This is a genomic window from Mangrovicoccus algicola, from assembly GCF_014903745.1.
GTDB classification, from domain to species: domain Bacteria; phylum Pseudomonadota; class Alphaproteobacteria; order Rhodobacterales; family Rhodobacteraceae; genus Mangrovicoccus; species Mangrovicoccus algicola.
The window spans coordinates 23,335-43,875 of record NZ_JACVXA010000031.1 but is presented as its reverse complement, the minus strand read 5'-3'; the positions used below and the strand labels follow the sequence as shown (position 1 = coordinate 43,875).

Annotated in this window: 26 protein-coding genes; 16 read left to right on the top strand and 10 right to left on the bottom strand. The window is 69.6% G+C overall.

The window, feature by feature from the left end:
- Positions 1-32 precede the first annotated feature (32 nt).
- Positions 33-1,217: a lytic murein transglycosylase gene (locus ICN82_RS11095; protein WP_193182678.1), complete on the bottom strand. Its 1,185-nt coding sequence runs from the start codon at positions 1,215-1,217 to the stop codon at positions 33-35.
- Positions 1,218-1,270: 53 nt separating this feature from the next.
- Entirely contained in the window at positions 1,271-2,206 is a 936-nt protein-coding gene (gene cbiB / locus ICN82_RS11090; protein WP_193182676.1) for an adenosylcobinamide-phosphate synthase CbiB, read from the bottom strand.
- Between the two features lie 301 nt (positions 2,207-2,507).
- Here cbiB and ICN82_RS11085 point away from each other — a divergent pair, with 301 nt between their 5' ends.
- A complete protein-coding gene (locus ICN82_RS11085) occupies positions 2,508-2,867 on the top strand; it encodes a hypothetical protein (protein ID WP_193182674.1) in 360 nt (119 codons plus the stop codon).
- Between the two features lie 9 nt (positions 2,868-2,876).
- On the opposite strand, the gene ICN82_RS11080 is transcribed toward ICN82_RS11085, so the two are convergent.
- Both ICN82_RS11080 and ICN82_RS11075 read right to left on the bottom strand, forming a co-directional pair.
- Positions 2,877-3,176 carry a DUF1244 domain-containing protein gene (locus tag ICN82_RS11080; protein WP_193182731.1) on the bottom strand — a complete coding sequence of 100 codons (300 nt, stop codon included), beginning with the start codon at positions 3,174-3,176 and terminating at the stop codon, positions 2,877-2,879.
- An 83-nt stretch (positions 3,177-3,259) separates the two neighbouring features.
- Positions 3,260-4,048, bottom strand: a complete 789-nt coding sequence (locus ICN82_RS11075; RefSeq protein ID WP_193182672.1) for an N-formylglutamate amidohydrolase — start codon at positions 4,046-4,048, stop codon at positions 3,260-3,262.
- Between the two features lie 90 nt (positions 4,049-4,138).
- Between ICN82_RS11075 and pyk the strand changes: the two genes are divergently transcribed.
- Positions 4,139-5,584 carry a pyruvate kinase gene (gene pyk / locus ICN82_RS11070; RefSeq protein ID WP_193182670.1) on the top strand — a complete coding sequence of 482 codons (1,446 nt, stop codon included), beginning with the start codon at positions 4,139-4,141 and terminating at the stop codon, positions 5,582-5,584.
- 76 nt (positions 5,585-5,660) lie between these two features.
- On the opposite strand, the gene ICN82_RS11065 is transcribed toward pyk, so the two are convergent.
- On the bottom strand, positions 5,661-6,014 hold the full coding sequence (locus ICN82_RS11065) for a DUF1428 domain-containing protein (RefSeq protein ID WP_193182668.1): 354 nt from the start codon (positions 6,012-6,014) through the stop codon (positions 5,661-5,663).
- 225 nt (positions 6,015-6,239) lie between these two features.
- Between ICN82_RS11065 and rpmI the strand changes: the two genes are divergently transcribed.
- The 3 genes from rpmI (at position 6,240) to ICN82_RS11050 (ending at position 7,275) form a co-directional block, all read left to right on the top strand.
- Positions 6,240-6,440, top strand: a complete 201-nt coding sequence (gene rpmI, locus ICN82_RS11060) for a 50S ribosomal protein L35 (RefSeq protein WP_193182666.1) — start codon at positions 6,240-6,242, stop codon at positions 6,438-6,440.
- A gap of 12 nt (positions 6,441-6,452) precedes the next feature.
- Positions 6,453-6,815: a 50S ribosomal protein L20 gene (gene rplT / locus ICN82_RS11055; protein ID WP_193182664.1), complete on the top strand. Its 363-nt coding sequence runs from the start codon at positions 6,453-6,455 to the stop codon at positions 6,813-6,815.
- 118 nt (positions 6,816-6,933) lie between these two features.
- A complete protein-coding gene (locus tag ICN82_RS11050; RefSeq protein WP_193182663.1) occupies positions 6,934-7,275 on the top strand; it encodes a hypothetical protein in 342 nt (113 codons plus the stop codon).
- On the opposite strand, the gene ICN82_RS11045 is transcribed toward ICN82_RS11050, so the two are convergent.
- The 5 genes from ICN82_RS11045 to def (ICN82_RS11025) form a co-directional block, all read right to left on the bottom strand.
- A complete protein-coding gene (locus ICN82_RS11045; protein ID WP_193182661.1) occupies positions 7,223-7,798 on the bottom strand; it encodes a P-loop NTPase family protein in 576 nt (191 codons plus the stop codon). The two genes, ICN82_RS11050 and ICN82_RS11045, sit on opposite strands and share 53 nt — an antisense overlap.
- A gap of 25 nt (positions 7,799-7,823) precedes the next feature.
- Positions 7,824-8,732, bottom strand: coding sequence for a DMT family transporter (locus ICN82_RS11040; RefSeq protein ID WP_193182659.1), 909 nt, complete (start codon positions 8,730-8,732; stop codon positions 7,824-7,826).
- Between the two features lie 99 nt (positions 8,733-8,831).
- Positions 8,832-9,731, bottom strand: a complete 900-nt coding sequence (gene fmt / locus ICN82_RS11035; RefSeq protein ID WP_193182657.1) for a methionyl-tRNA formyltransferase — start codon at positions 9,729-9,731, stop codon at positions 8,832-8,834.
- 502 nt (positions 9,732-10,233) lie between these two features.
- Complete coding sequence (gene def, locus ICN82_RS11030; RefSeq protein ID WP_193182655.1) at positions 10,234-10,728, bottom strand: peptide deformylase; 495 nt, start codon at positions 10,726-10,728, stop codon at positions 10,234-10,236.
- Between the two features lie 10 nt (positions 10,729-10,738).
- Positions 10,739-11,266, bottom strand: coding sequence for a peptide deformylase (def, locus tag ICN82_RS11025; RefSeq protein ID WP_193182653.1), 528 nt, complete (start codon positions 11,264-11,266; stop codon positions 10,739-10,741).
- 147 nt (positions 11,267-11,413) lie between these two features.
- On the opposite strand from def (ICN82_RS11025), the gene ICN82_RS11020 reads away from it, so the two are divergent.
- From ICN82_RS11020 to ICN82_RS10970, 11 genes are all read left to right on the top strand, one after another.
- Entirely contained in the window at positions 11,414-12,595 is a 1,182-nt protein-coding gene (locus ICN82_RS11020; protein ID WP_193182650.1) for a MalY/PatB family protein, read from the top strand.
- Between the two features lie 167 nt (positions 12,596-12,762).
- The gene (alr, locus tag ICN82_RS11015) at positions 12,763-13,806 is read left to right on the top strand and encodes an alanine racemase (protein WP_193182648.1); all 1,044 of its coding nucleotides are present in this window, start codon (positions 12,763-12,765) and stop codon (positions 13,804-13,806) included.
- Between the two features lie 262 nt (positions 13,807-14,068).
- Entirely contained in the window at positions 14,069-14,434 is a 366-nt protein-coding gene (locus tag ICN82_RS11010; protein WP_193182647.1) for an NADH-quinone oxidoreductase subunit A, read from the top strand.
- Positions 14,425-15,042, top strand: coding sequence for a NuoB/complex I 20 kDa subunit family protein (locus tag ICN82_RS11005; RefSeq protein ID WP_226898430.1), 618 nt, complete (start codon positions 14,425-14,427; stop codon positions 15,040-15,042). The genes ICN82_RS11010 and ICN82_RS11005 overlap by 10 nt, the downstream gene beginning before the upstream one ends.
- 9 nt (positions 15,043-15,051) lie before the next feature.
- On the top strand, positions 15,052-15,654 hold the full coding sequence (locus ICN82_RS11000; RefSeq protein WP_193182645.1) for an NADH-quinone oxidoreductase subunit C: 603 nt from the start codon (positions 15,052-15,054) through the stop codon (positions 15,652-15,654).
- Between the two features lie 3 nt (positions 15,655-15,657).
- Complete coding sequence (locus ICN82_RS10995; protein ID WP_193182643.1) at positions 15,658-16,077, top strand: thioesterase family protein; 420 nt, start codon at positions 15,658-15,660, stop codon at positions 16,075-16,077.
- A complete protein-coding gene (locus tag ICN82_RS10990; RefSeq protein WP_193182641.1) occupies positions 16,074-17,078 on the top strand; it encodes a sulfotransferase in 1,005 nt (334 codons plus the stop codon). Before ICN82_RS10995 ends, ICN82_RS10990 begins: the two co-directional genes overlap by 4 nt.
- On the top strand, positions 17,075-18,295 hold the full coding sequence (locus tag ICN82_RS10985) for an NADH-quinone oxidoreductase subunit D (protein WP_193182638.1): 1,221 nt from the start codon (positions 17,075-17,077) through the stop codon (positions 18,293-18,295). The genes ICN82_RS10990 and ICN82_RS10985 overlap by 4 nt, the downstream gene beginning before the upstream one ends.
- A 1-nt stretch (position 18,296) precedes the next feature.
- The gene (locus tag ICN82_RS10980; RefSeq protein ID WP_193182636.1) at positions 18,297-18,956 is read left to right on the top strand and encodes a hypothetical protein; all 660 of its coding nucleotides are present in this window, start codon (positions 18,297-18,299) and stop codon (positions 18,954-18,956) included.
- Positions 18,957-19,165: 209 nt separating this feature from the next.
- Complete coding sequence (locus ICN82_RS10975) at positions 19,166-20,290, top strand: NADH-quinone oxidoreductase subunit E (protein WP_193182634.1); 1,125 nt, start codon at positions 19,166-19,168, stop codon at positions 20,288-20,290.
- 2 nt (positions 20,291-20,292) lie between these two features.
- The gene (locus tag ICN82_RS10970; RefSeq protein WP_193182633.1) at positions 20,293-20,541 is read left to right on the top strand and encodes a DUF5337 domain-containing protein; all 249 of its coding nucleotides are present in this window, start codon (positions 20,293-20,295) and stop codon (positions 20,539-20,541) included.

Here is a 20,541-nt window from a genome sequence, read left to right as displayed (position 1 = left end):
CAGGGCATGCCGCGCCGGTCCGTCGCCGCGGGTCACAGCCGGTTCAGCAGGTCCGGCGTCGGCCAGGCATCGGCGGGCAGGCCAAGGCGCTGCTGCTCGGCCTGCACCGCCTCGCGGGTCATCTCGCCCAGGATGCCGTCCACGCCCCCCACGTCATGGCCGCGCGCAACCAGCTTGCGCTGCAGGGCAAGCATCTGCTCCCCCGACAGCGCCGGGCCCGGATTGCCCGGATCGAAGACCGCCGCGCCTTCCAGGCGGGTGGCGAAATAGGCGGCGCTGGTGACGTAGACGAAGCTCTTGTTCCATTCGAAAAGCACGTTGAAATTCGGATAGGCGAGGAAGGCGGGCCCGTTGCGCCCCTGCGGCAGCAGCAGCGCGGCGGGCAGGTCGGGCAGACTGCCCTGGCGCGGACGCACCCCCATCGCCGCCCAGTCGCGGGCCGGCGCCGGGTGGTTCAGCCCCGATCTCGACCAGTCCAGCCCGGCAGGCACGGTGACTTCCTGCAGCCACGGCTCGTTCGGCCGCCAGCCGATGGAGCGCAGCATCTTCGCCCCCGAGAACAGCGCATCGGCCGCGGAGCCCTTCAGGTCGACATGGCCGTTGCCGTCGCCATCCACGCCGTTCTCCAGGATGTCGGCGGGCAGCATCTGCACCTGGCCGATTTCCCCCGCCCAGGCGCCGGTGGTGCGGGCCGGGTCGAAATCGCCGCGTTCGTACAGCGTCAGCGCGGCGAAGACCTGCGGGCGGAACAGGTCCGGCCGCCGGCAGTCATGGGCCAGGGTCAGCAGCGCATTCAGCGTGTTGAAATCGCCCTGCACCTGCCCGAAATCGGTCTCCAGCCCCCAGAAGGCCAGAAGGATGCCCTTGGGGACGCCGTATTGCTGCTGGATCGCGGCGAAGGTCGCGGCATGGCGCTGCGCATTCTTCTGGCCGTTCTGGATGCGGTTGGCGCTGATGACCCGCCGCGCGAAATCGGTGAAGTTCATCTGGAAGATGCCCTGCGCGCGGTCGGCCTTCAGCACGCGCGGGTCCTGCCGCGCGCCGGCCAGGAACCGTGCGGCGGCGGCGGGATCATGGCCGCGCGATGCGGCCTCCCGCTTCACCCCGTCCAGGAAGGCGGGGAAGCTGCCGCCGCATCCGGTCTGGGCCAGGGCAGGCAGGGCAGGGACGGCGCCTGCCGCGAGGGCCAGGCACAGCGGGACGAGGACGTGACGCATGGAAGCCTCCTTGATCCGGTCGACCTGCCTCTAGCATGGCGTGGCCGCCTGCGTCACGCGATGGCCAGCGCGATGGCGGCGATCAGCAGGACCAGGCCGAGGAGCGCCGCCCAGACCCGCCACAGCAGCGCGACCGAGGCGCGGATCTCGGCCGCGCCGATCGCGTGCCGGCCGCCGGGATTGACGAAGGGATAGTCGCGCATCCGGCCCTCATAGCTGCGCGGGCCCGACAGCGCGACGCCGAGCGCGCGCGCGGCGGCGGCCTCGGGCCAGCCGGCATTGGGGGAGCGGTGGCGCCGGGCCTCCGCCAGGATCGGGCCCAGCCGGGGCCAGAGCCGCCACAGGATCACGATCAGCCCGGCCGTCAGCCGGGCGGGGACAAGGTTCACCAGGTCGTCGAACCGCGCCGCCGCCCAGCCGAAGGCCGCGTGCCGCTCCGTGCGGTAGCCGATCATGCTGTCGGCGGTATTGACCGCCTTGTAGGCCAGGATGCCGGGCAGCCCGAGCAGCAGGTACCAGAAGGCGGGCGCGACGATCCCGTCCGAAAGGTTTTCGGCCGCGCTTTCGATGGCGCCGCGGGCAATGGCGGGGCCGTCCATCTCGCGGGTGTCGCGCCCGACGATCATGGCGACCGCGCGGCGGCCCTCGGGCAGGCCGCGATCCAGCGCATCGGCGACGGCGGCCACATGCTGGCACAGGCTCTTCTGCGCCAGCAGCACCGCCGCCAGCAGCACCGACCACAGCGTGCCGCCGGGCAGGGCCTCGATCACCGCGCCCAGCCCCGCCGCGCCTCCGGCCAGCACCGCGAGCGCCGCGATTCCTCTGGCCCGCCGCGCCGTGCCGCGATTCCAGCGCCGGTCCAGCCCTGCCACGGCCCGCCCCATCAGCACCGCCGGATGCGGGATGCGGCGCCACAGGGCGTCCGGTTCGCCCAGCAGGGCATCGAGCAGAAGCGCCAGGGCGAGGCAGGCGGCCTGGGTCGCGATCATGGCGTGCCTTTCGGAACCGGTTGCGGGGCGGGCCCGTGATCGGTGCCGCGGCCGCCCCTGTCCAGACGATTCGCGCCGCGCTGCGCCCGGCGCGCCCGGCGCGCGCGCCGCCCATTCCCGCAGCGCCGCGCGCCCGGGTCTTGCCGCAGCGCGGAAAGATCCCCGCCGAAGTGAAATTCCATTTACGTCAACTTGACCATTTTAATATTCTGTTAGGAAAATGGGAGGCAGATGGGCCCAGCCGCGGCAGCCGCCGCCGCCAGACCCCGACAGCACGGACCGGAGCAGGAGAATGCCGCGCATGCATGTTCTCATCGTGGAAAGCGACGCCGACCTCGGCCGGGTCTGGCAGCGCCACCTGATGCGCACGGGCAAGCGGGTCACGCTGGTGCATACCGAGGCCGACGCGATCGGGGAACTGGATCGCGGACCCGTCTCCATCCTGGTGCTGGACGCGATCCTGGAGGATGGCAGCGCCTTCGCCGTGGCCGATTACGCCGGGTATCGCTGGCCGGAGATGAAGATCGTCTTCGTCACCCGGCGCAGCTTCTTCTCGGATGGATCGATCTTTCAGCATGCGGCCAATGCCTGCACCATGCTTAGCAGCGATGCCAATCCGTCGGATCTGGACGCGGTGCTGGATCATTACGCCGCGACCTGAGACGCGGAGTCAGTGCCCCGGCTTCGGCGCGGCGTCATAGGCTGCCTGCTGGCTTCCGGTCGCCTCGCGCTGGTACCGGTCGCGCCACTCCTCGTAGGGCATGCCGTAGACCGCCTCGCGGCCCTGCGCCTTGTCCAGCGCCACGCCGCGTTCCTCTGCCGCCTCCTGGTACCAGCGGCCCAGGCAGTTGCGGCAGAACCCCGCCAGCGTCATCAGGTCGATATTCTGCACGTCCTTGCGTGCGTCGAGATGGTCCAGCAGCCGGCGGAAGGCAGCCGCCTCGATCTCGGTGCGGGTGTCGGGGTCGATCTGGGGAAGGCTCATGTCGCGGGTCTCCTGTCTGGCTGGGGGCACTCTGGCGCGGGGCGGGGACGGGGTCCAGTGGGCGCGGCTCACGCCTGCGCGACGGGGTCCGCCGTCACCTGTCCCAGCGCCCGGCGCAGCAGCGGTGCCAGCCTCTCGCCCCAGGCGCGCTGATCCGCGGGGTCGGCGATCAGGTCGTTGCGGATCTCGATCAGCGTGTTCAGATGGCCCTGCCGCAGGGCGTGGCGGTCGATGCTGTCGCCGGGCAGGTGCCCCGAATAGGGCTGGTTGTCGCCGATCACCAGCGGCGCCCCCGAGACCCGCGCCACCCAGGCGGCGAAATCCGCGTCGCGCAGCTGGGCCATCAGCGCCTCGGACAGGCGCCGGTCCGCCGCGGAAAGGATGCCGATCTGCCAGGGGCGCGGCGGCCGCCCGGCCAGGCGGGGCGTGAAGGAATGCACCGCCACCAGGACCGGGCCGGTCCGCGCCGCCATCAGCCGCGCCAGCGCCGCGTGATAGGGGCGGTGGAACAGCTCCAGCCTGCGCGCGCGTTCCGCCGCCCCGGCATGTCGGTTGGCAGGGATGACCGACCCGTCATAGAGCCGCATCAGCAGCGTCGGATCCTCCTCGCCGCGATTGGGATCGATGACCAGCCGCGAGAAACGCGAGCCGATCACCGGCGCCTCCAGCGCCCCGCCCAGGGCCCGGGCCACGCCGAGCGCGCCGACATCATGGGAGATGTGGCGCGCCATGTCGGCGGCGGGCAGGCCCAGGTCGCCGCCATTGACCGAGGGCGGCACGAGATTGGTCGCGTGATCGCAGCTGATGACCCAGCGCCCGCCGCGCCCGGCTCCGGTTACCTCGAATGCCATGCACATTTCACACTCTCCTGACTGCGCGCCTCTGTACTGTTGCCGCTAACATCGTTTTGCGCCATAGGCGGTCCTGTAGCGAATGGGAGCCCTCAAGTGAAACGCCAACGCAACACCAAGATCGTGGCCACGCTCGGCCCCTCATCCTCCACCTATGACCAGATCCGTGCCCTGCACGAGGCCGGCGCCGACGTGTTCCGCCTGAACATGAGCCATGGCAGCCACGAGGAAATCGCCGAGCGCCACCGGATCATCCGCCAGGTGGAGGCCGACCTGGATTCGCCCATCACCATCCTCGCCGACCTGCAGGGGCCGAAGCTGCGCGTCGGCACCTTCGCCAATGGCGCCGAAATGCTGGAACAGGGCGCCTCCTTCCGCCTGGACCTCGACGAGACCGACGGCACGGACAAGCGCGTGCGCCTGCCGCATCCCGAGATCTTCGCCGCGCTGAAGCCCGGCTCGATGCTTCTGGTCAATGACGGCAAGATCCGCCTGAAGGTCGAGAAATGCGGACCCGACTATGCCGATTGCATCGTCGAGATCGGCGGCGAGATCTCCAACCGGAAGGGCGTGAACGTGCCCGACGTGGTTCTGCCGCTGGCCGCGCTGAGCGAGAAGGACCGCAAGGACCTGGCCTTCGTCTGCGATCTGGGCGTCGACTGGCTGGCGCTGAGCTTCGTGCAGCGTGCCGAGGACGTGGCCGAGGCGCGGCTGCTGGCACGCGGGCGCGCCGCGATCGTCGCCAAGATCGAGAAGCCCGCCGCGCTGAAGACCTTCGACGACATCCTGGCGGCCTCCGACGGGATCATGGTCGCGCGCGGCGATCTGGGGGTGGAGCTGCCGGTGCATTCCGTGCCGCCGGTGCAGAAACGCCTGATCCGCGCCTGCCGCGCCGCCGCCAAGCCGGTGATCGTCGCCACGCAGATGCTGGAATCGATGATCGAGAGCCCGATGCCGACCCGCGCCGAGGTCTCGGACGTGGCGACCGCCATCTACGAGGGCGCCGATGCGGTGATGCTCTCGGCCGAATCCGCCGCCGGGAAATACCCGGTGGAGGCGGTCACCACGATGAACAACGTGGCGATCTCGGTCGAAAGCGATCCGAACTATGCCAGCATCCTCGAGGCCTCGCGCCATGTGGAGCGCAGCACCGTGGCCGACGGCATCGTGCTGGCCGCGCGCAACCTGGCCGAGACCGCCGATGTGAAGGCGATCTGCTGTTTCACCCATTCGGGGACGACCGCGGCGCTGGTGTCGCGCGAACGGCCGCGCCTGCCGATCCTGGCGCTGACGCCGCTGGTCTCCACGGCGCGGCGCCTGTCGCTCTACTGGGGCGTGACCTGCGCCACCACGGGCGAGGTCGACCGGTTCAAGATGGCCGTGGTCAACGCGGCGCGCGCCGCCCGGCAGCTGGGCTTCGCCACGCCCAAGGACAGCATCATCGTCACCGCGGGCGTGCCCTTCAACCAGTCGGGCACCACGAACATCCTGCGCGTCGCTCCCTGCGAGGAGCGGCTGATCTTCTCGATCGAGCCGGGCTGATCCGGCGCGGGCACCGCCCGCGGGACAGGGGGCCGCCGCCGGGAATGCCGCGGGCGCCCCCCTTTTCGTCGGGGGCTCAGCCCTCGACGATCACGTCGAACCCGCCGAAGATCATCCGCTTGCCGTCGAAGGGCATCTCGGCGGGCATCTCCTTCCAGCGCGGATCGCTCTCCATCGAGGCCCAGCATGTCTCCGCGCTGGCCTGGTCGGGCCATTCGATCCAGGAAAACACCACGGTCTCGCCGTCTTCCTTCTTCACGGCCATGGGAAAGGACGTCACCTCGCCATCGGGGACATTGACGCCCCAGCATTCCTTCATCGCGATGGCGCCGTAATCCCGGAAGATCGGCCAGGCGCGGCGGGCATGGTCGATATAGGCCTCCTTCTTGGCATCGGCGACAGCCGCCAGGAAGCCGGTCACATGGGTCATCTTGCAGTCCCTCCACCTGAATTGCAGGTGCATCTTACCCTAGGGGCAGGTCCGGATCGACGCATTTCCGTGCCCCCGGGCGGCGGCGGGGCAGATCCGGGGCGATGCGCTCCAGTTTGGGCTTGCCATTCGGCGGAAGGCGCCATAAAGACCGCGGCTCTACCCCGTCCGGCCGGTGAACTGGCATGCCGAGTCGGACGATCACCTCCAGTCGAGGAGAAGAAAATGCCGAAGATGAAGACCAAGTCGGGCGCGAAAAAGCGCTTCAAGGTGACGGCCACCGGGCGCATCAAGATCGCCCAGGCGGGCAAGCGTCACGGGATGATCAAGCGGACGACCAAGTTCATCCGGAATGCACGCGGCACCACGGTGCTGAGCAAGCCGGACGAGAAGATCGTCAAGACCTACATGCCGTACGCCCGCTAAGGAGTTAGACACATGCCCCGAGTCAAAGGCGGAGTCGTCACCCACCGTCGCCACAAGAAGGTCCTGGACGCAGCGAAAGGCTATTACGGCCGCCGCAGCACCGCCTTCAAGACCGCCACCCAGGCCGTCGACAAGGCGAACCAGTACGCAACGCGGGACCGCAAGAACCGCAAGCGGAATTTCCGCGCCCTCTGGATCCAGCGCATCAACGCTGCCGTCCGTGCCGAGGATGCGACCCTGACCTATTCGCGCTTCATCGACGGCCTGAACAAGGCCGGGATCGAAGTCGACCGCAAGGTCCTGGCCGACCTGGCCGTGCACGAGCCCACCGCTTTCGGTGCGATCGTGACCAAGGCGAAGGCCGCGCTGGCCTGATCCAGCGTCGCCCCGCGACAGTTCCGAGCCCCGGTGCCCCTGGCGCCGGGGCTTTCTGCATCCGGGACTTGCCCGACCGGATGCCCCGGCGCACCCTTGGCGGATGGGGTATCGCGCCATGAAGATACCGCTCGACTGCAGCCTTGCCGATGTCTTCCGTCGGGCGGCATTCATGCGGGCGCATCCCGGGGAGGTGGCGCTGTCCCTGCGTCGCGAAAGGGTGCGGCACGCGGCGTGGCACCTCTGGCCGGAGGCGCAGCCTTGCGTGATCGGGGTGATGGATGTCGCGGATGCGGGCCATGCTGCGGCTGTGGCACGGGGGTCGGATCTGGCGGTCGATCGGGTCCATGGGGGCTTCAAGCGTCACTGGCGGCGCGCGGAGATGCACCCGGTCCAGTTCGATCCGCTCAGCCCCGATCCGTTTCCGTCCTGCCGACTGCTGTTCGAGGCACGGGGCTGACCGGGGAACAGTCGCGCGCGAGGCTCTCCAGGAAACGTCGTGCCGCGCGCGGGCCCTTCAGGTGATGAACGGCCTTGCCGGGCGGCGCGGTTGCCAGAAGCCGCCGGATCCGCGCCCGGGCGCTGCGCCGGGTGCGCCAGATGAAGCGCAGGAACCCGGGGTCGAGCCGCTCGGGACAATCGGGCGGCAGGTCCGGTCTCGTGGCGCCGCCGCGGAACGCGATCCGCCGTCGCAGCACCCGCCACAGCCGCCGCGCCAGTCCCAGATCCAGCCAGATCACCGTATCGGCCCGTGCCAGCCGGTCCGCCCATGTGGCGGAATGGCCGCCCTCGAAGATCCAGGCGTCGCGGGCATGCACCTCGAGGCACAGGCGTGTCTTTTCGGCGGGGGACCGCTCCACCCAGCCCGGCTGCCAGTGGATCAGGTCGATATGCACGACCGGCAGGCCGGTGATCCGGCCCAGGTCGCGCGCCAGGGTGGATTTGCCCGCCCCCGGCTGGCCGATGATCATGACCCGGCGCATGGCGGGCGGCCCTCCCGGCAGGGTCTCAGCGGACCAGTTTCACCTTGGCCTGCGCGATCTTCAGCCGGTGTTCTCGCCAGGCCAGCGCCAGGCCTGAGGCCACGACCAGCGCCGCGCCGATCATCATCTGCACGGTGGGGATCTCGGCGAAGACGGCATAGCCCACGAGGATCGCCAGGACGATCGAGATGAACTCGAAACTGGCGATCACGGCGGCATCGGCATGGCGGTAGCTGGCGGTCAGCAGGATCTGTCCGACCCCGCCCAGGAGCCCCGCGCCGATCAGCGCCCACAGCACCGGCCCCTGGGGCATCACCCAGCCGAAGGGCAGGGTCAGCAGCGACAGCGCCGTGGTGGTGGCGGTGAAGTAGAAGACGATGGCGGCGATATGCTCGGTTTTCGTCAGGTGGCGCACGGTGATCTGCGCCATGGCGGCAAAGACCGTGGCGGTGAAGACCGCCAGCGCCCCCAGCGCCATGCCCAGGTCGCCGCCGCCATTGAGCGCGGTCAGCCGCGGCTGCATCACCACCAGCACCCCGGCCAGCCCGGTCACCACGGTCGCGACGCGGAAGGCGCGCACCGGCTCGCCCAGGAACATGGCCGCGAAGATCGTCACGAAGATCGGCGTGGCATAGAAGATCGCGGTGACCTCGGGCAGCGGCAGGAAGCTGAGGCCGAGGAACATCAGCCCCATCGCCGTGCCGCCGACCAGCCCGCGCCACAGATGGCCCAGGGGGCGGTCCGTGCGCAGCCCGTGGCGCAATTCGCCGCGCATCGCCAGCCAGACCAGCAGCGGCGGAAAGGCGAAGAGCGACCGGAAGAACACCGCCTCGCCGGGCGGGACCGTGTCGGAGGCGTATTTGATGAGCGCAGACATCGCCGTCATCAGGAAGACGGAGGCGATTTTCAGCAGGATGCCGGTGATCGGGGACATGGGGAACTCGCTTGGGTCTTCCATGCCTAGACGGGCGGCTCACATGTGAAAACCCGGCTTACCGGTTTGCATGGCCGGTATGCGACATGCGCATGGCATTCAGTCCAGGCGGTCGGGGATCTGCCAGCCGCGCAGCAGCTCGCCGCTCTCCATCGCCCGCTTGCCGGGGCGCTGTGCCAGGGTGATCTCGATCGCGCCGGTGCCGCAGGCGATGCGCAGCCCGTCCAGCCGCGTGCCGGGCGCGCCCGATCCCTCCGCCAGGCGCGAGGCCAGCAGCTTCACCCGCTCGCCCGCCGCCTCGCACCAGGCGCCGGGGAAGGGCGAGAGGCCGCGGATCTGCCGGTCGATCTCCGCTGCCGGGCGGCGCCAGTCGATGCGCGCCTCGGCCTTGTCGATCTTGGCGGCATAGGTCACGCCTTCCTCGGGCTGCGGTGCGGCGGCCAGTTCGTCGATCCGCTCCAGCGCCTCGGTGATCAGCGCCGCGCCCATCTGCGAGAGCCGGTCGTGAAGGGAGGCGGTGGTCTCCTCCGTCCCGATCGGCGTCGCCCGGCGCAGCAGCACCGGCCCGGTATCCAGCCCGGCTTCCATCCGCATGATGCAGACCCCGGTTTCGGCATCCCCCGCGAGGATCGCGCGATGGATCGGCGCCGCGCCGCGCCAGCGCGGCAGGAGCGAGGCATGGATGTTCAGGCAGCCATGGCGGGGCGCGTCCAGAACCGGCTGCGGCAGGATCAGCCCGTAGGCCACGACCACCGCGATATCCGCCCCGAGATCGGCAAAGGCGGCGCGGTCCGTCTCGGCCTTCAGCGTGGCGGGATGGCGTACGGGCAGGCCCAGGGCCGCGGCGCGGGCATGGACCGGGGTCGGCCGGTCCTTCTTGCCGCGCCCGGCGGGACGGGGGGGTTGCGTATAGACGCAGGCGATCTCGTGACCGGCCGCCACCAGCGCATCGAGCGCGGGGACCGAGAAATCCGGGGTTCCCATGAAGATGACGCGCATGATGCTCTCCCGCTGGCGATGGATCCGCGGCGCGGTATAGACCGCACCGCGGAGCGGGGAAACCGCGTTTCGGGAATGTAGACGGCGGCGGGGAGGGCGAAGGGGGCGCTCCCGCCCGTCCTTGGCGCGCTGCCGCGCGCCGCGTCCCGTTGGGCCGGGCGCCGCTGCGCGGCGAAGGAGGCGCGCCGGGTGCCGGAGGGCAGGGGCAGGAGACCGCCGGGACCGCGTCGGGGGCGGCCGCGCCGGTCGGCCGACGGGAGCGGCCGGGGCAGGGGTGCGGCTCCGATCGTGGGGGGGCGATCCCTGCCGGAGTGATCCCGGCAGGGCTGAGGATCGGTGCGCGGGGGCTGGTCTGACGGCGGCGGCGGGTTGCCGGGCGCCCGGCCGCCGCAGGTGCAACAGCCGCGCGTCAGCGCGGCCCGGCCCAACGGGAAGAGATGTCCCGCGCAGCGGGGCGTCGATGACGGGCGGGAGCGCCCCGGCGCCGGGGCGCCGCCCGGGGTCAGCGCTGCTTGGCGGCCTTCTTCAGCAGCATCTGCCGCCGCACCTTGCTGAGCCGGTCGAAATACATCCGCCCTGCCAGGTGATCGACCTGGTGCTGCACCGAGGTGGCCCAGAGGCCGATGAAGTCGCGGTCCTCGATCTCGCCCGCTTCATTGAGGAACCGCACTGTCACCGCCCGCGGCCGCGTCACCCGCGCCGAGACGCCGGGCAGGTTGGGGCTGGCTTCCTCGTGGTCGCGCGGCTCGACCGAGGCGTAGAGGATCTCGGGATTGGCCATCAGCACGGCGCGGCCCCGTTCATCGGAGGCATCGACCACGGCCAGCCGCCGCATCACCCCGATCTGGCAGGCGGCCAGGCCCAGGCCCGGCATCGCGTCCATCGTCTCGACCATGTCGGCCCAGATCGCGCGGACCTCGTCATCCACGGCCGCCACCTCGGCGCAGGGGCTCTGCAGCCGCCGGTCGGGCCACATCACGAAGGGGCGGACGGTCATGCGCGCCGTCTCACGCCAGCCCGCGGGCGCGTTCGCGCTTGAGCTTCTGCATCTTGCGGGTGATCATCTGGCGGCGCAGCGGCTTGAGGTAGTCGATGAACAGCTTGCCGTCGAGATGGTCGATCTCGTGCTGCACGCAGGTCGCCCAGAGCCCGTCGAATTCGCGGCTCTGCGGATTGCCGTCGCGATCCATCCATTCCACCTGCACCAGCCGCGGCCGCGTGACCTCGCCATATTGCTCGGGGATGGACAGGCAGCCTTCCTCGTAGACGCTCGTTTCGTCCGAGGCGGCGACGATGCGCGGGTTGAACAGCGCCATAGGCTGCGGCGCGGCGCCCTCCTCCTTGACGCAGTCCATGACCAGCACGCGGCTCATCACGCCGATCTGCGGCGCGGCCAGGCCGATGCCCGGCGCGTCATACATGGTCAGGAGCATGTCATCGGCGAGGCGGCGCAGCGCGTCGGACATGTCCGGCACGGGGTCGCAGACCGTTTTCAGGCGCGGGTCGGGATGGATGAGGATGGGGCGGATCGGCATGCGGCTCATCTAGGACATGGCGCGCCGGGGCGCAACGGCGGCGTCGCGCAAAAACGTGATCGGGGCCGCGGCGCTTTCCCCCGCGTCCGGCTGGCCTCGCGGGCGGGGCTGTCCTAGCCTGACCCGAGCAAGGCAGGGAGCGGTGCCATGGGGTATGATTTCGACCGGGTGATCGAGCGGCGCGGCAGCAACAGCGCCAAGTGGGACGCGATGGAGACGCTGTACGGCGTCGACCCGCAGGACGGGCTGGCCATGTGGGTGGCCGATGCCGATTTCGCCACCGCCCCGGTCGTGACCGCGGCGATGCGGGCGATGGCCGATCACGGGGTCTATGGCTATACCGCCTCCGATGCGGCCTATCGCGAGGCGGTCTGCTGGTGGATGCGCACCCGCCATGGCTGGGAGGTGGCGCCGGAGGCGGTCTTCACCACCAACGGGCTGTGCAATGCGGTGGCGCTGGTGCTGGACGCGATGACCGCGCCGGGCGACGAGATCATCCTGATGGCGCCGGTCTACCACGCCTTCGCCAAGACGATCCGCAATGCCGGGCGCGTCGTGGCCGAGCGGCCGCTGGTGCAGGACGAGGCGGGGCTCTACCGCATGGACCTGCCCGCCTGGGAGGCGGCGATGACCGGCCGCGAGCGTGCGGTGATCCTGTGCTCGCCGCATAATCCCGGCGGCCGCGTCTGGACGGCGGAGGAGCAGCGCGCCCTGGCGGAATTCGCCGCGCGCCACGATCTCCTGGTCATCTCCGACGAGATCCACCAGGACCTGACCTTTCCCGGCGCCACCCATGTGCCCTTCCTTCTGGCCGCCCCCGATGCGGCGCCGCGCACGGCGGTGCTGAACGCGCCCTCCAAGACCTTCAACACCGCGGGGATGCATTGCGGCCAGGTGATCCTGCCCGATCCGGCGCTGCGCGGGCGGTTCGCCGCGCGGATGCAGGCGCTGGCCATGGCGCCCAGTTCCGTCGGCCAGGAGGCGACGCGAGCCGCCTATTCGCCCGAGGGTGCGGCCTGGGTCGATGCGCTGCGGGACTATCTCGACGGCAATCGCCGCCTCTTCGACGCGGGGGTGAACGCCATTCCGGGCCTGCGCTCCATGCCGCTGGAGGCGACCTACTTGGCCTGGGTCGATTTCTCCGGCACCGGCATGGAGACGGCCGAGATCCTCGACCGGGTGCAGGGGAGGGCACGGATCGCGGGCAATCTGGGCGCCAGCTTCGGCACCGGCGGCGAAAGCTTCCTGCGCTTCAATCTCGCCACCCAGCGCGCCCGGATCGAGGAGGCGGTGGCGCGGCTGCAGGCCGCCTTCGCCGATCTTCAGTAGGCCCGCGCAGCCGGGCCGGGCGGCGCCGTCTGCGCTCCGGGCCCCTCCGGTTCCGGCGCGCGTCCCGCCCCGGAGGCGGCGCCGCGGGCGGGGCGGTCCCGCCATGCCGCAGCGACCGGCGGCGATCACGTCTTGACGGCACCGCGCGGGGGGCGCAATTCGCGGTAATGGCGACAGGACATCTCGATATCGATCTCGACGCAGTGGCCCGCAACTGGCAGGCGCTGAATGCAATGACCGCGACGGGCACGCGCACCGCCGCGACGGTGAAGGCCGACGGCTACGGGCTGGGCGTCGCGCAGGTGGCGGGGGCGCTGGCCCGGGCGGGGGCGCGCGAGTTCTTCGTCGCCGTCGCCGAGGAAGGCGCCGCGCTGCGCGCCGCGCTGGGGCCGGATGTCTGGATCGGCGTGTTCTCCGGCCACATGCCGGGCGATGCGGAGATCCTGCGGGGCAATGCGCTGGTGCCGATGCTCAACAGCGCACAGCAGGCGACGCGCCACATGGAGGCGCTGCCGGGCCATCCCTTCGGCGTCCAGCTGGACAGCGGCATGAACCGGCTGGGGATGGAGCCCGCCGAATGGCAGGGGCTGCGCGAGGATCTGCTGGCGGCGGGGCCTGCGCTTTTGATGTCGCACCTGGCCTGCGCCGATGAACCCGGGCACCCCGCCAACCTGTCGCAGAAACGGGTCTTCGAGGCGATGACCGACGGCGCGGGCGTGCCGCGATCGCTGGCGGCGACGGGCGGCGTGCTGCTGGGGCGGGAGTATCACTACGACCTGGTGCGGCCGGGGATCGGCCTCTATGGCGGGCGCCCCTTCGAGGCGGCCGCGCCGGTCGTGCGTCTGAGCCTGCCGGTGATCCAGGTGCGGAAAGTGGCCCCCGGCGAGGCGGTCGGCTATGGCTGGAGCTGGGGGGCGGAGCGGCCCACCCGCATCGCCACCGTCGCGGCGGGCTATGCCGACGGCATCCTGCGGGCGCTGTCGGGGCGGGCGATCCTGTGGGCGGGCGAGACGGCCTGTCCGCTGGTCGGACGGGTGTCGATGGACCTGCTGACCATCGATGTCTCGGCGCTGGATCACGATCCCGAGGCGCTGGATCTGCTGAACGCCGCGCATGGGGTCGACGAGGCGGCGGACGCGGCCGGCACGATCGGCTACGAGATCCTGACCTCGCTGGGCGGGCGCTATGCACGGCGCCATCACGGCGGCTGAACGGGCGGCGCGGCGGCCGAGCTGCCGCGCAGGGCATCACGTTGCGGTTACCGCGCGCGGCGGCAGATCACGCAAATGCGGCGGTGCGGCAGGATCGCTGCGTCAATAACGCGCTGAAATTCCGCTTATGCCGATAAACACCTGCAGCCAATCGGCTTTGTTCCTGCCGAATTAACCTCCCGTTGGTTGACCGTCCATCTAGACGGGCTTATCCACGGTAACTAGCCAGCCAGTCGAGGCGCACTGCTCAGGAGGAAGTGACGTGGACGAGCTCTTGCGGGAATATCTTCCCATCCTCATCTTCCTCGGGATTGCCGTCGCGCTCGGGCTGATCCTGATTGCCGCCGCCGCCGTCGCCGCCGTCCGCAACCCCGATCCCGAGAAGGTCAGCGCCTATGAATGCGGCTTCAACGCCTTCGACGACGCGCGGATGAAATTCGACGTCCGGTTCTACCTGGTCTCGATCCTGTTCATCATCTTCGATCTGGAAATCGCCTTCCTGTTCCCCTGGGCCGTGGCCTTCAAGGACATCTCGATGACCGCCTTCTGGTCGATGATGGTGTTCCTTGGCGTGCTGACCGCCGGGTTTGCCTATGAATGGAAGAAAGGGGCCCTGGAATGGGAGTGAGCAAGGACGCGCTGGTCACCGAGACCCAGTCGACCGGTCCGCAGGAGCCGCGGGTGAAATCCGGCCCCTCCGCCCAGGCCGCGCCCTATGGCGCCGTCTCGGCCGGGGCCGATCGCGAGGTCGCCACCCAGTCGCTGAACCGCGAATTGCAGGACAAGGGTTTCCTGCTGACCAGCGTGGAGGACATCGTCAACTGGGCGCGGACCGGATCGCTGCACTGGATGACCTTCGGGCTGGCCTGCTGCGCGGTCGAGATGATGCATACCTCGATGCCGCGCTATGACCTCGAACGTTTCGGCACGGCGCCGCGCGCCTCGCCGCGCCAGTCGGACCTGATGATCGTCGCGGGGACCCTGACCAACAAGATGGCGCCTGCGCTGCGCAAGGTCTACGACCAGATGCCCGAGCCGCGCTATGTCATCTCCATGGGCTCCTGCGCCAATGGCGGCGGCTACTACCATTACAGCTATTCCGTGGTGCGCGGCTGCGACCGGGTCGTGCCGGTCGATGTCTATGTGCCGGGCTGCCCGCCGACGGCGGAGGCGCTGCTTTACGGCATCATGCAGCTGCAGCGGAAGATCCGCCGCACCGGCACCATCGTCCGCTGAGGGGGAAGCATGACCAGGGAACTCGAGGAACTCGCCGCGACGCTGGAGCTGAAGCGGCCCGACTGCGTCGTCTCCACCGAGATCGCGCATGACGAGCTGACCGTGACGGTGGCGCCCGCGCGGCTGACCGGCTTTGCCGATTACCTGCGAACGGAACCGACCTGCCGCTTCTCCACGCTGATCGACATCACCGCCATCGACTATCCCCAGCGCGAGAAGCGCTTCGATGTGGTCTATCACTTCCTCAGCATGTACCAGAACCAGCGCATCCGCCTGCGCGCTCAGGTCCGCGAGGACGAGATGGTGCCCAGCCTGACCGGCATCTTCCCCGCCGCCAACTGGTTCGAGCGGGAGGTTTTCGACATGTTCGGCCTGCTGTTCAAGGGGCATCCCGACCTGCGGCGCCTGCTGACCGATTACGGGTTCCGCGGCCATCCGCTGCGCAAGGATTTCCCGACCACCGGCTATACCGAGGTGCGCTATGACGAGGTCGAGAAACGCGTCGTCTACGAACCGGTGAAGCTGGTGCAGGAATACCGGCAGTTCGACTTCATGTCGCCCTGGGAAGGCGCCGAATACATCCTTCCCGGCGACGAGAAGAAAGAGGCCTGAGGGATGCGGCCCGGTCTGTGCATCGGCGACCGCGCCACCTTCAGCAGGGTGATCCGGCCCTCCGAAGTCGTGCCGCGCCTCTTTGCCGATGCCCGCGTGATGGATCCGATGCCGCATGTCCTGGCCTCGGCCTGCATGATCGGCCTGTTCGAATGGGCCTGCGTGGAACAGATCGCGCCCTTCTACGAGGCAGGAGAGGGATCCCTGGGCACCGGGTTCGAGATGACCCATGTCGCGCCGACCCCGCCGGGGCTGACCGTGACGGTCGAGACCGAGATCGAGCAGATCGACGGCAAGTTCATCTGGTTCCGGGTCCGCGGCCATGACGGGCAGGACATGATCGGCCAGGGGCGCCATCAGCGCGCCGTGGTGCAATGGGACAGGTTCAATACCCGCGTGGCCGGGAAGCTGGAGGCAGCATGACGAAGCAGGCGATCCGCCCGGGCGGCAATCAGGGCAACGAGATGCGCTTTCCGCCCGGCAAGACGGTGATCTACTGCATCGGCGCGCAGAAGGGCGGCACGACATGGCTGGGCGATTACGTCGCCGCGCATCCGCAATGCTTCCTGCCCAACATGAAGGAATGCCATTTCTTCGATACGCGCTACGGGTTCGACATGCAGGCCCGCAAGGTCGCGATCAACAACATGAAGCGCATGCTGGAGGCGATGCAGGCGGCAGACAGTTTCCAGTTCGGCCAGAAGCTCACCGAGCTGCAGGCGGCGGCCGCGCGTGCGGAGCTTTTCACGCCCGATGATCGCGGGCTGGCGACCTATATCCGCCTGCTGACCGCGCGCGCCGGGACCGCCACGCGGCTTTGCGACTTCACCCCGTCCTATGCCACCTGCGACCGCACGGTGTTCGGCTACATGAACAGCCTGTCCGATGACGCGCGGTTCGTCTTCATCCTGCGCGACCCGATCGACCGGCTGTGGTCGCAGGCGCGCATGGCCTCGAAGAACCTGCTGAACCGCAACCAGGGGGCGGATTTCGAAAAGGCGGCCCACAAGGCCCTCCGGCATTACCTGGGCAATTACGATGCGGCCTCGCTGCCGCGGTCGAATTACCGGCGCACCATCACCGAGCTGGAGGCGGCGGTTCCGCGCGACCGCATCCAGTACCTGTTCTACGAGACCCTCTTCAGCGACGCCGCCGTGAGGCAGTTCTGCGATTTCGCCGGGATCGCGCCCATGCCCGCGGATTTCGGCCATCGCTCCAACGAGGGCAAGCGGCTCGAGATGCCCGCCTCGATCCGGCGCAAGCTGGCCGAGGGGCTGGGGGGGCAGTACGACTTCATCCGCGCGCGTTTCGGCGATGCGGTTCCCGCTGCCTGGCAGGATCCGCAGCAGATCCTGGCCGCCGCGCCGGAGGCGGCGGCAGAGACCGGGGACGCGGCGATGCCGAGCGAGAGGAAACGGGCATGATGGACGGCGCGAATTTCGACGATGCTCTGACGGGCGAACAGAAGATCCGCAACTTCAACATCAATTTCGGGCCCCAGCACCCGGCGGCGCATGGGGTTCTGCGCATGGTGCTGGAGCTTGACGGCGAGATCGTCGAACGGTGCGATCCGCATATCGGCCTGCTGCATCGCGGCACCGAGAAGCTGATGGAAAGCCGCACCTACCTGCAGAACCTGCCCTATTTCGACCGGCTCGACTATGTTTCGCCGATGAACCAGGAACATGCCTGGTGCCTGGCCATCGAGAAGCTCACCGGCACGCCGGTGCCGCGGCGCGCATCGCTGATCCGGGTGCTGTTCTGCGAGATCGGCCGCGTGCTGAACCACCTGCTGAACGTGACCACGCAGGCCATGGATGTCGGCGCGCTGACGCCGCCGCTCTGGGGCTTCGAGGAGCGCGAGAAGCTGATGATCTTCTACGAGCGCGCCTGCGGGGCGCGGCTGCACGCGGCCTATTTCCGCCCGGGCGGGGTTCATCAGGACCTGCCGCCGGGGCTGGTGGAGGATATCGACCTCTGGGCCGAGGCCTTTCCCGCCCGGCTCGACGACATCGACGACCTGCTGACCGAGAACCGCATCTTCAAGCAGCGCAATGCCGATATCGGCGTCGTCACCGAACAGGAGATCCTGGACTGGAGCTTCTCGGGGGTGATGGTCCGCGGCTCCGGCCTGGCCTGGGACCTGCGCCGGGCGCAGCCCTATGAATGCTACGACGAATTCGATTTCAAGATCCCGGTGGGCAAGAATGGCGACTGCTATGACCGCTATCTGTGCCGCATGGCGGAGATGCGCGAGAGCGTGAAGATCATCCGCCAGGCCTGCGCCAAGCTGGCCGCGCCGGAGAACCAGGGCGACGTCCTCGCCCGCGGCAAGATCACCCCGCCGAAACGCGGCGACATGAAGACCTCGATGGAGGCGCTGATCCATCACTTCAAGCTGTACACCGAAGGGTTCCGCGTCCCTTCCGGCGAGGTCTATGCGGCGGTGGAGGCCCCCAAGGGCGAATTCGGCGTGTTCCTGAAATCCGACGGGACCAACAAGCCCTATCGCGCCAAGATCCGTGCCCCGGGCTATCCGCATCTGCAGGCGATGGACCACGTGTCCAGGAACCACCAGCTTGCCGATGTCTCGGCCATCCTGGGATCGATGGACATCGTCTTCGGGGAGGTCGACAGGTAGCATGACCGACAGGTTCGCAACCGGGCCGGAGGCGGCGCCGCGCGGCATCGCCGGGCAGATCGGGGCGCGGCTGCGGCTTCCTGCGCGGGTCAAGATGGGCCTCGGGCTGGCGATCGGGCTGGCAATGATGGCGGCGGAGGCGTTTTCGGCCCAGGGGCTGCCGGAATTCGACGGAACCTCGGGATATGCGGTGATCGGGCCCTATGAGGGCGGGCTGCTGGTGCAGGACCGGCGCGGGCTGGCTTTCCTGTGCGACAGCGACATCGCCAATATCGTGTTGCTGAAGAACTGCCGCCCGGTGCTGAGCGCCGCGCAGGTGGAAGGATTCGCCGCCGCCGAAGCGGAGCAGGCCCGCCAGAAGAAGATGCTGGCCGAACGCAATCGCGTGCTGGCGCTGCCGGAGGCCGAATTCGAGACGGCCGGGCGGGCGGTGCTCTCGGCCCAGGGCTGCCAGGTGGACTTGTCGCGCGCCGCGGCGCTGCGCAACCATGTGCTTCCGGATTTCGCCGGCCGGCTGGGGATCCCGGCGGATCTGCAGCCGGGGCTGATGCAGCTGACCGACGACCTGTTCACCCAGACGCTGGAACGCCTGCTGCGCAAGAGGCAGATCGGGTTCGACCGGGCGACGCGGATCGCCCGGCTGGTGGAGTGCGAACAATGAGCCACGCCCCGCGCCATCGGGCCGATTCCCCCGTTGTACCTGCCGGAATTTCCTGCGAAAGCGACCGTGCGGCGGTATCCTGCGGGAGCAGCCCGCAGGAGGTCAGGATGCATCGCGAACCATGCGCGGGACGGCCCGCGCCCAGCCAGGATCCGGCGGTACCGGGCGGGGCTGCCGCCTGCCGCCGACGAGCAGAAGGGAAAGCCTGAATGTTGCGTCGTCTCCATCCCGAACAGCCCGACAGCTTTGCCTTCACCCCTGCCAACAAGGCCTGGGCCGAGGCGCAGATCACCCGCTATCCCGAAGGGCGGCAGGCCTCCGCCGTGATTCCGCTCCTGTGGCGGGCGCAGGAACAGGAAGGCTGGCTGACCCGTCCCGCGATCGAATGCGTGGCCGACATGCTGGGCATGGCCCGGATCCGGGCGCTGGAAGTCGCGACCTTCTATTTCATGTTCCAGCTTCAGCCGGTCGGATCGGTCGCCCATATCCAGGTCTGCGGCACGCTCAGCTGCATGCTCTGCGGGTCCGAGGACCTGGTGGCGGTGTGCCGCGAACGCATCGCGCCCCGGCCCCACGCGCTGTCCGGGGACGGGCGGTTCTCCTGGGAAGAGGTCGAATGCCTCGGGGCCTGCACCAACGCGCCCATGGTGCAGATCGGCAAGGATTACTACGAGGACCTGACCGCCGCACGCTTCGGCGAGATCCTGGACGAGCTGGCCGCGGGCCGGGTGCCGGTGCCGGGGCCGCAGAACGGCCGCTATGCCGCCGAGCCCCTTGGCGGGCTGACCGCGCTGACCGCGCAGGAAGAGGGACGGGCGGCGCATAACGCCTCCGTCGCACGGGCGGTGGAGCTGCAGGATACCATCCGGCGGATCGACGGCGGCGAGGTGCCCCTGCGCGCGGCCTGGCTGGGCGAGGGGGAGGCCGCGATGCTGGAGCGCGCGGGACAGCCGCCGCAGCCCGAGCCCGTTCCCGACACCCCGGCCGCGGATCATGACGACCGGTCGCGGGGACGCCCCGTGGCAGAGGACGGCGCCACCCGGCAGGAAGCCCCGGCGGAGAAGGCGGGCACGCCCGAGCCCGAGGCGCCCATGACCCGCCCCGAGCTTCACGACAGCCCGCCCGAGACGGCGGACGACCTGCGCGCGATCACCGGGATCGGCCCCAAGCTGGAGGAGGCCCTGCACGAGGCGGGCATCCACACCTATGCGCAGATCGCCGCCTGGGGCCCGGCCGAAATCGCCTGGATCGACGAACATGTCCCCGGCGCCCGCGGGCGGGTGCTGCGCGATGACTGGGCGGCGCAGGCCGGGGCGCTGATGAAGAAGGACTGACCATGGCCGACCATCCGCGCAGCGAGACCGATGCCAGGCTGGCCCGCAAGGGCCGCACCGCCGGGCTGGTGATCGCCGTGTCGATGGTGGCGTGGCTGGGGGCGCAACTGATCGGCGGCTGGCTGGGACTGCCCGCGCGCTATGCGTTCCTGATCGATTTTGCGGCGATCGCGGCCCTGATCTGGGCCCTGGTCGTCACCTGGCAACTCTGGCAGGCGCGCGGCGGCCCGCGGCCCCCCAACGGAGGATAG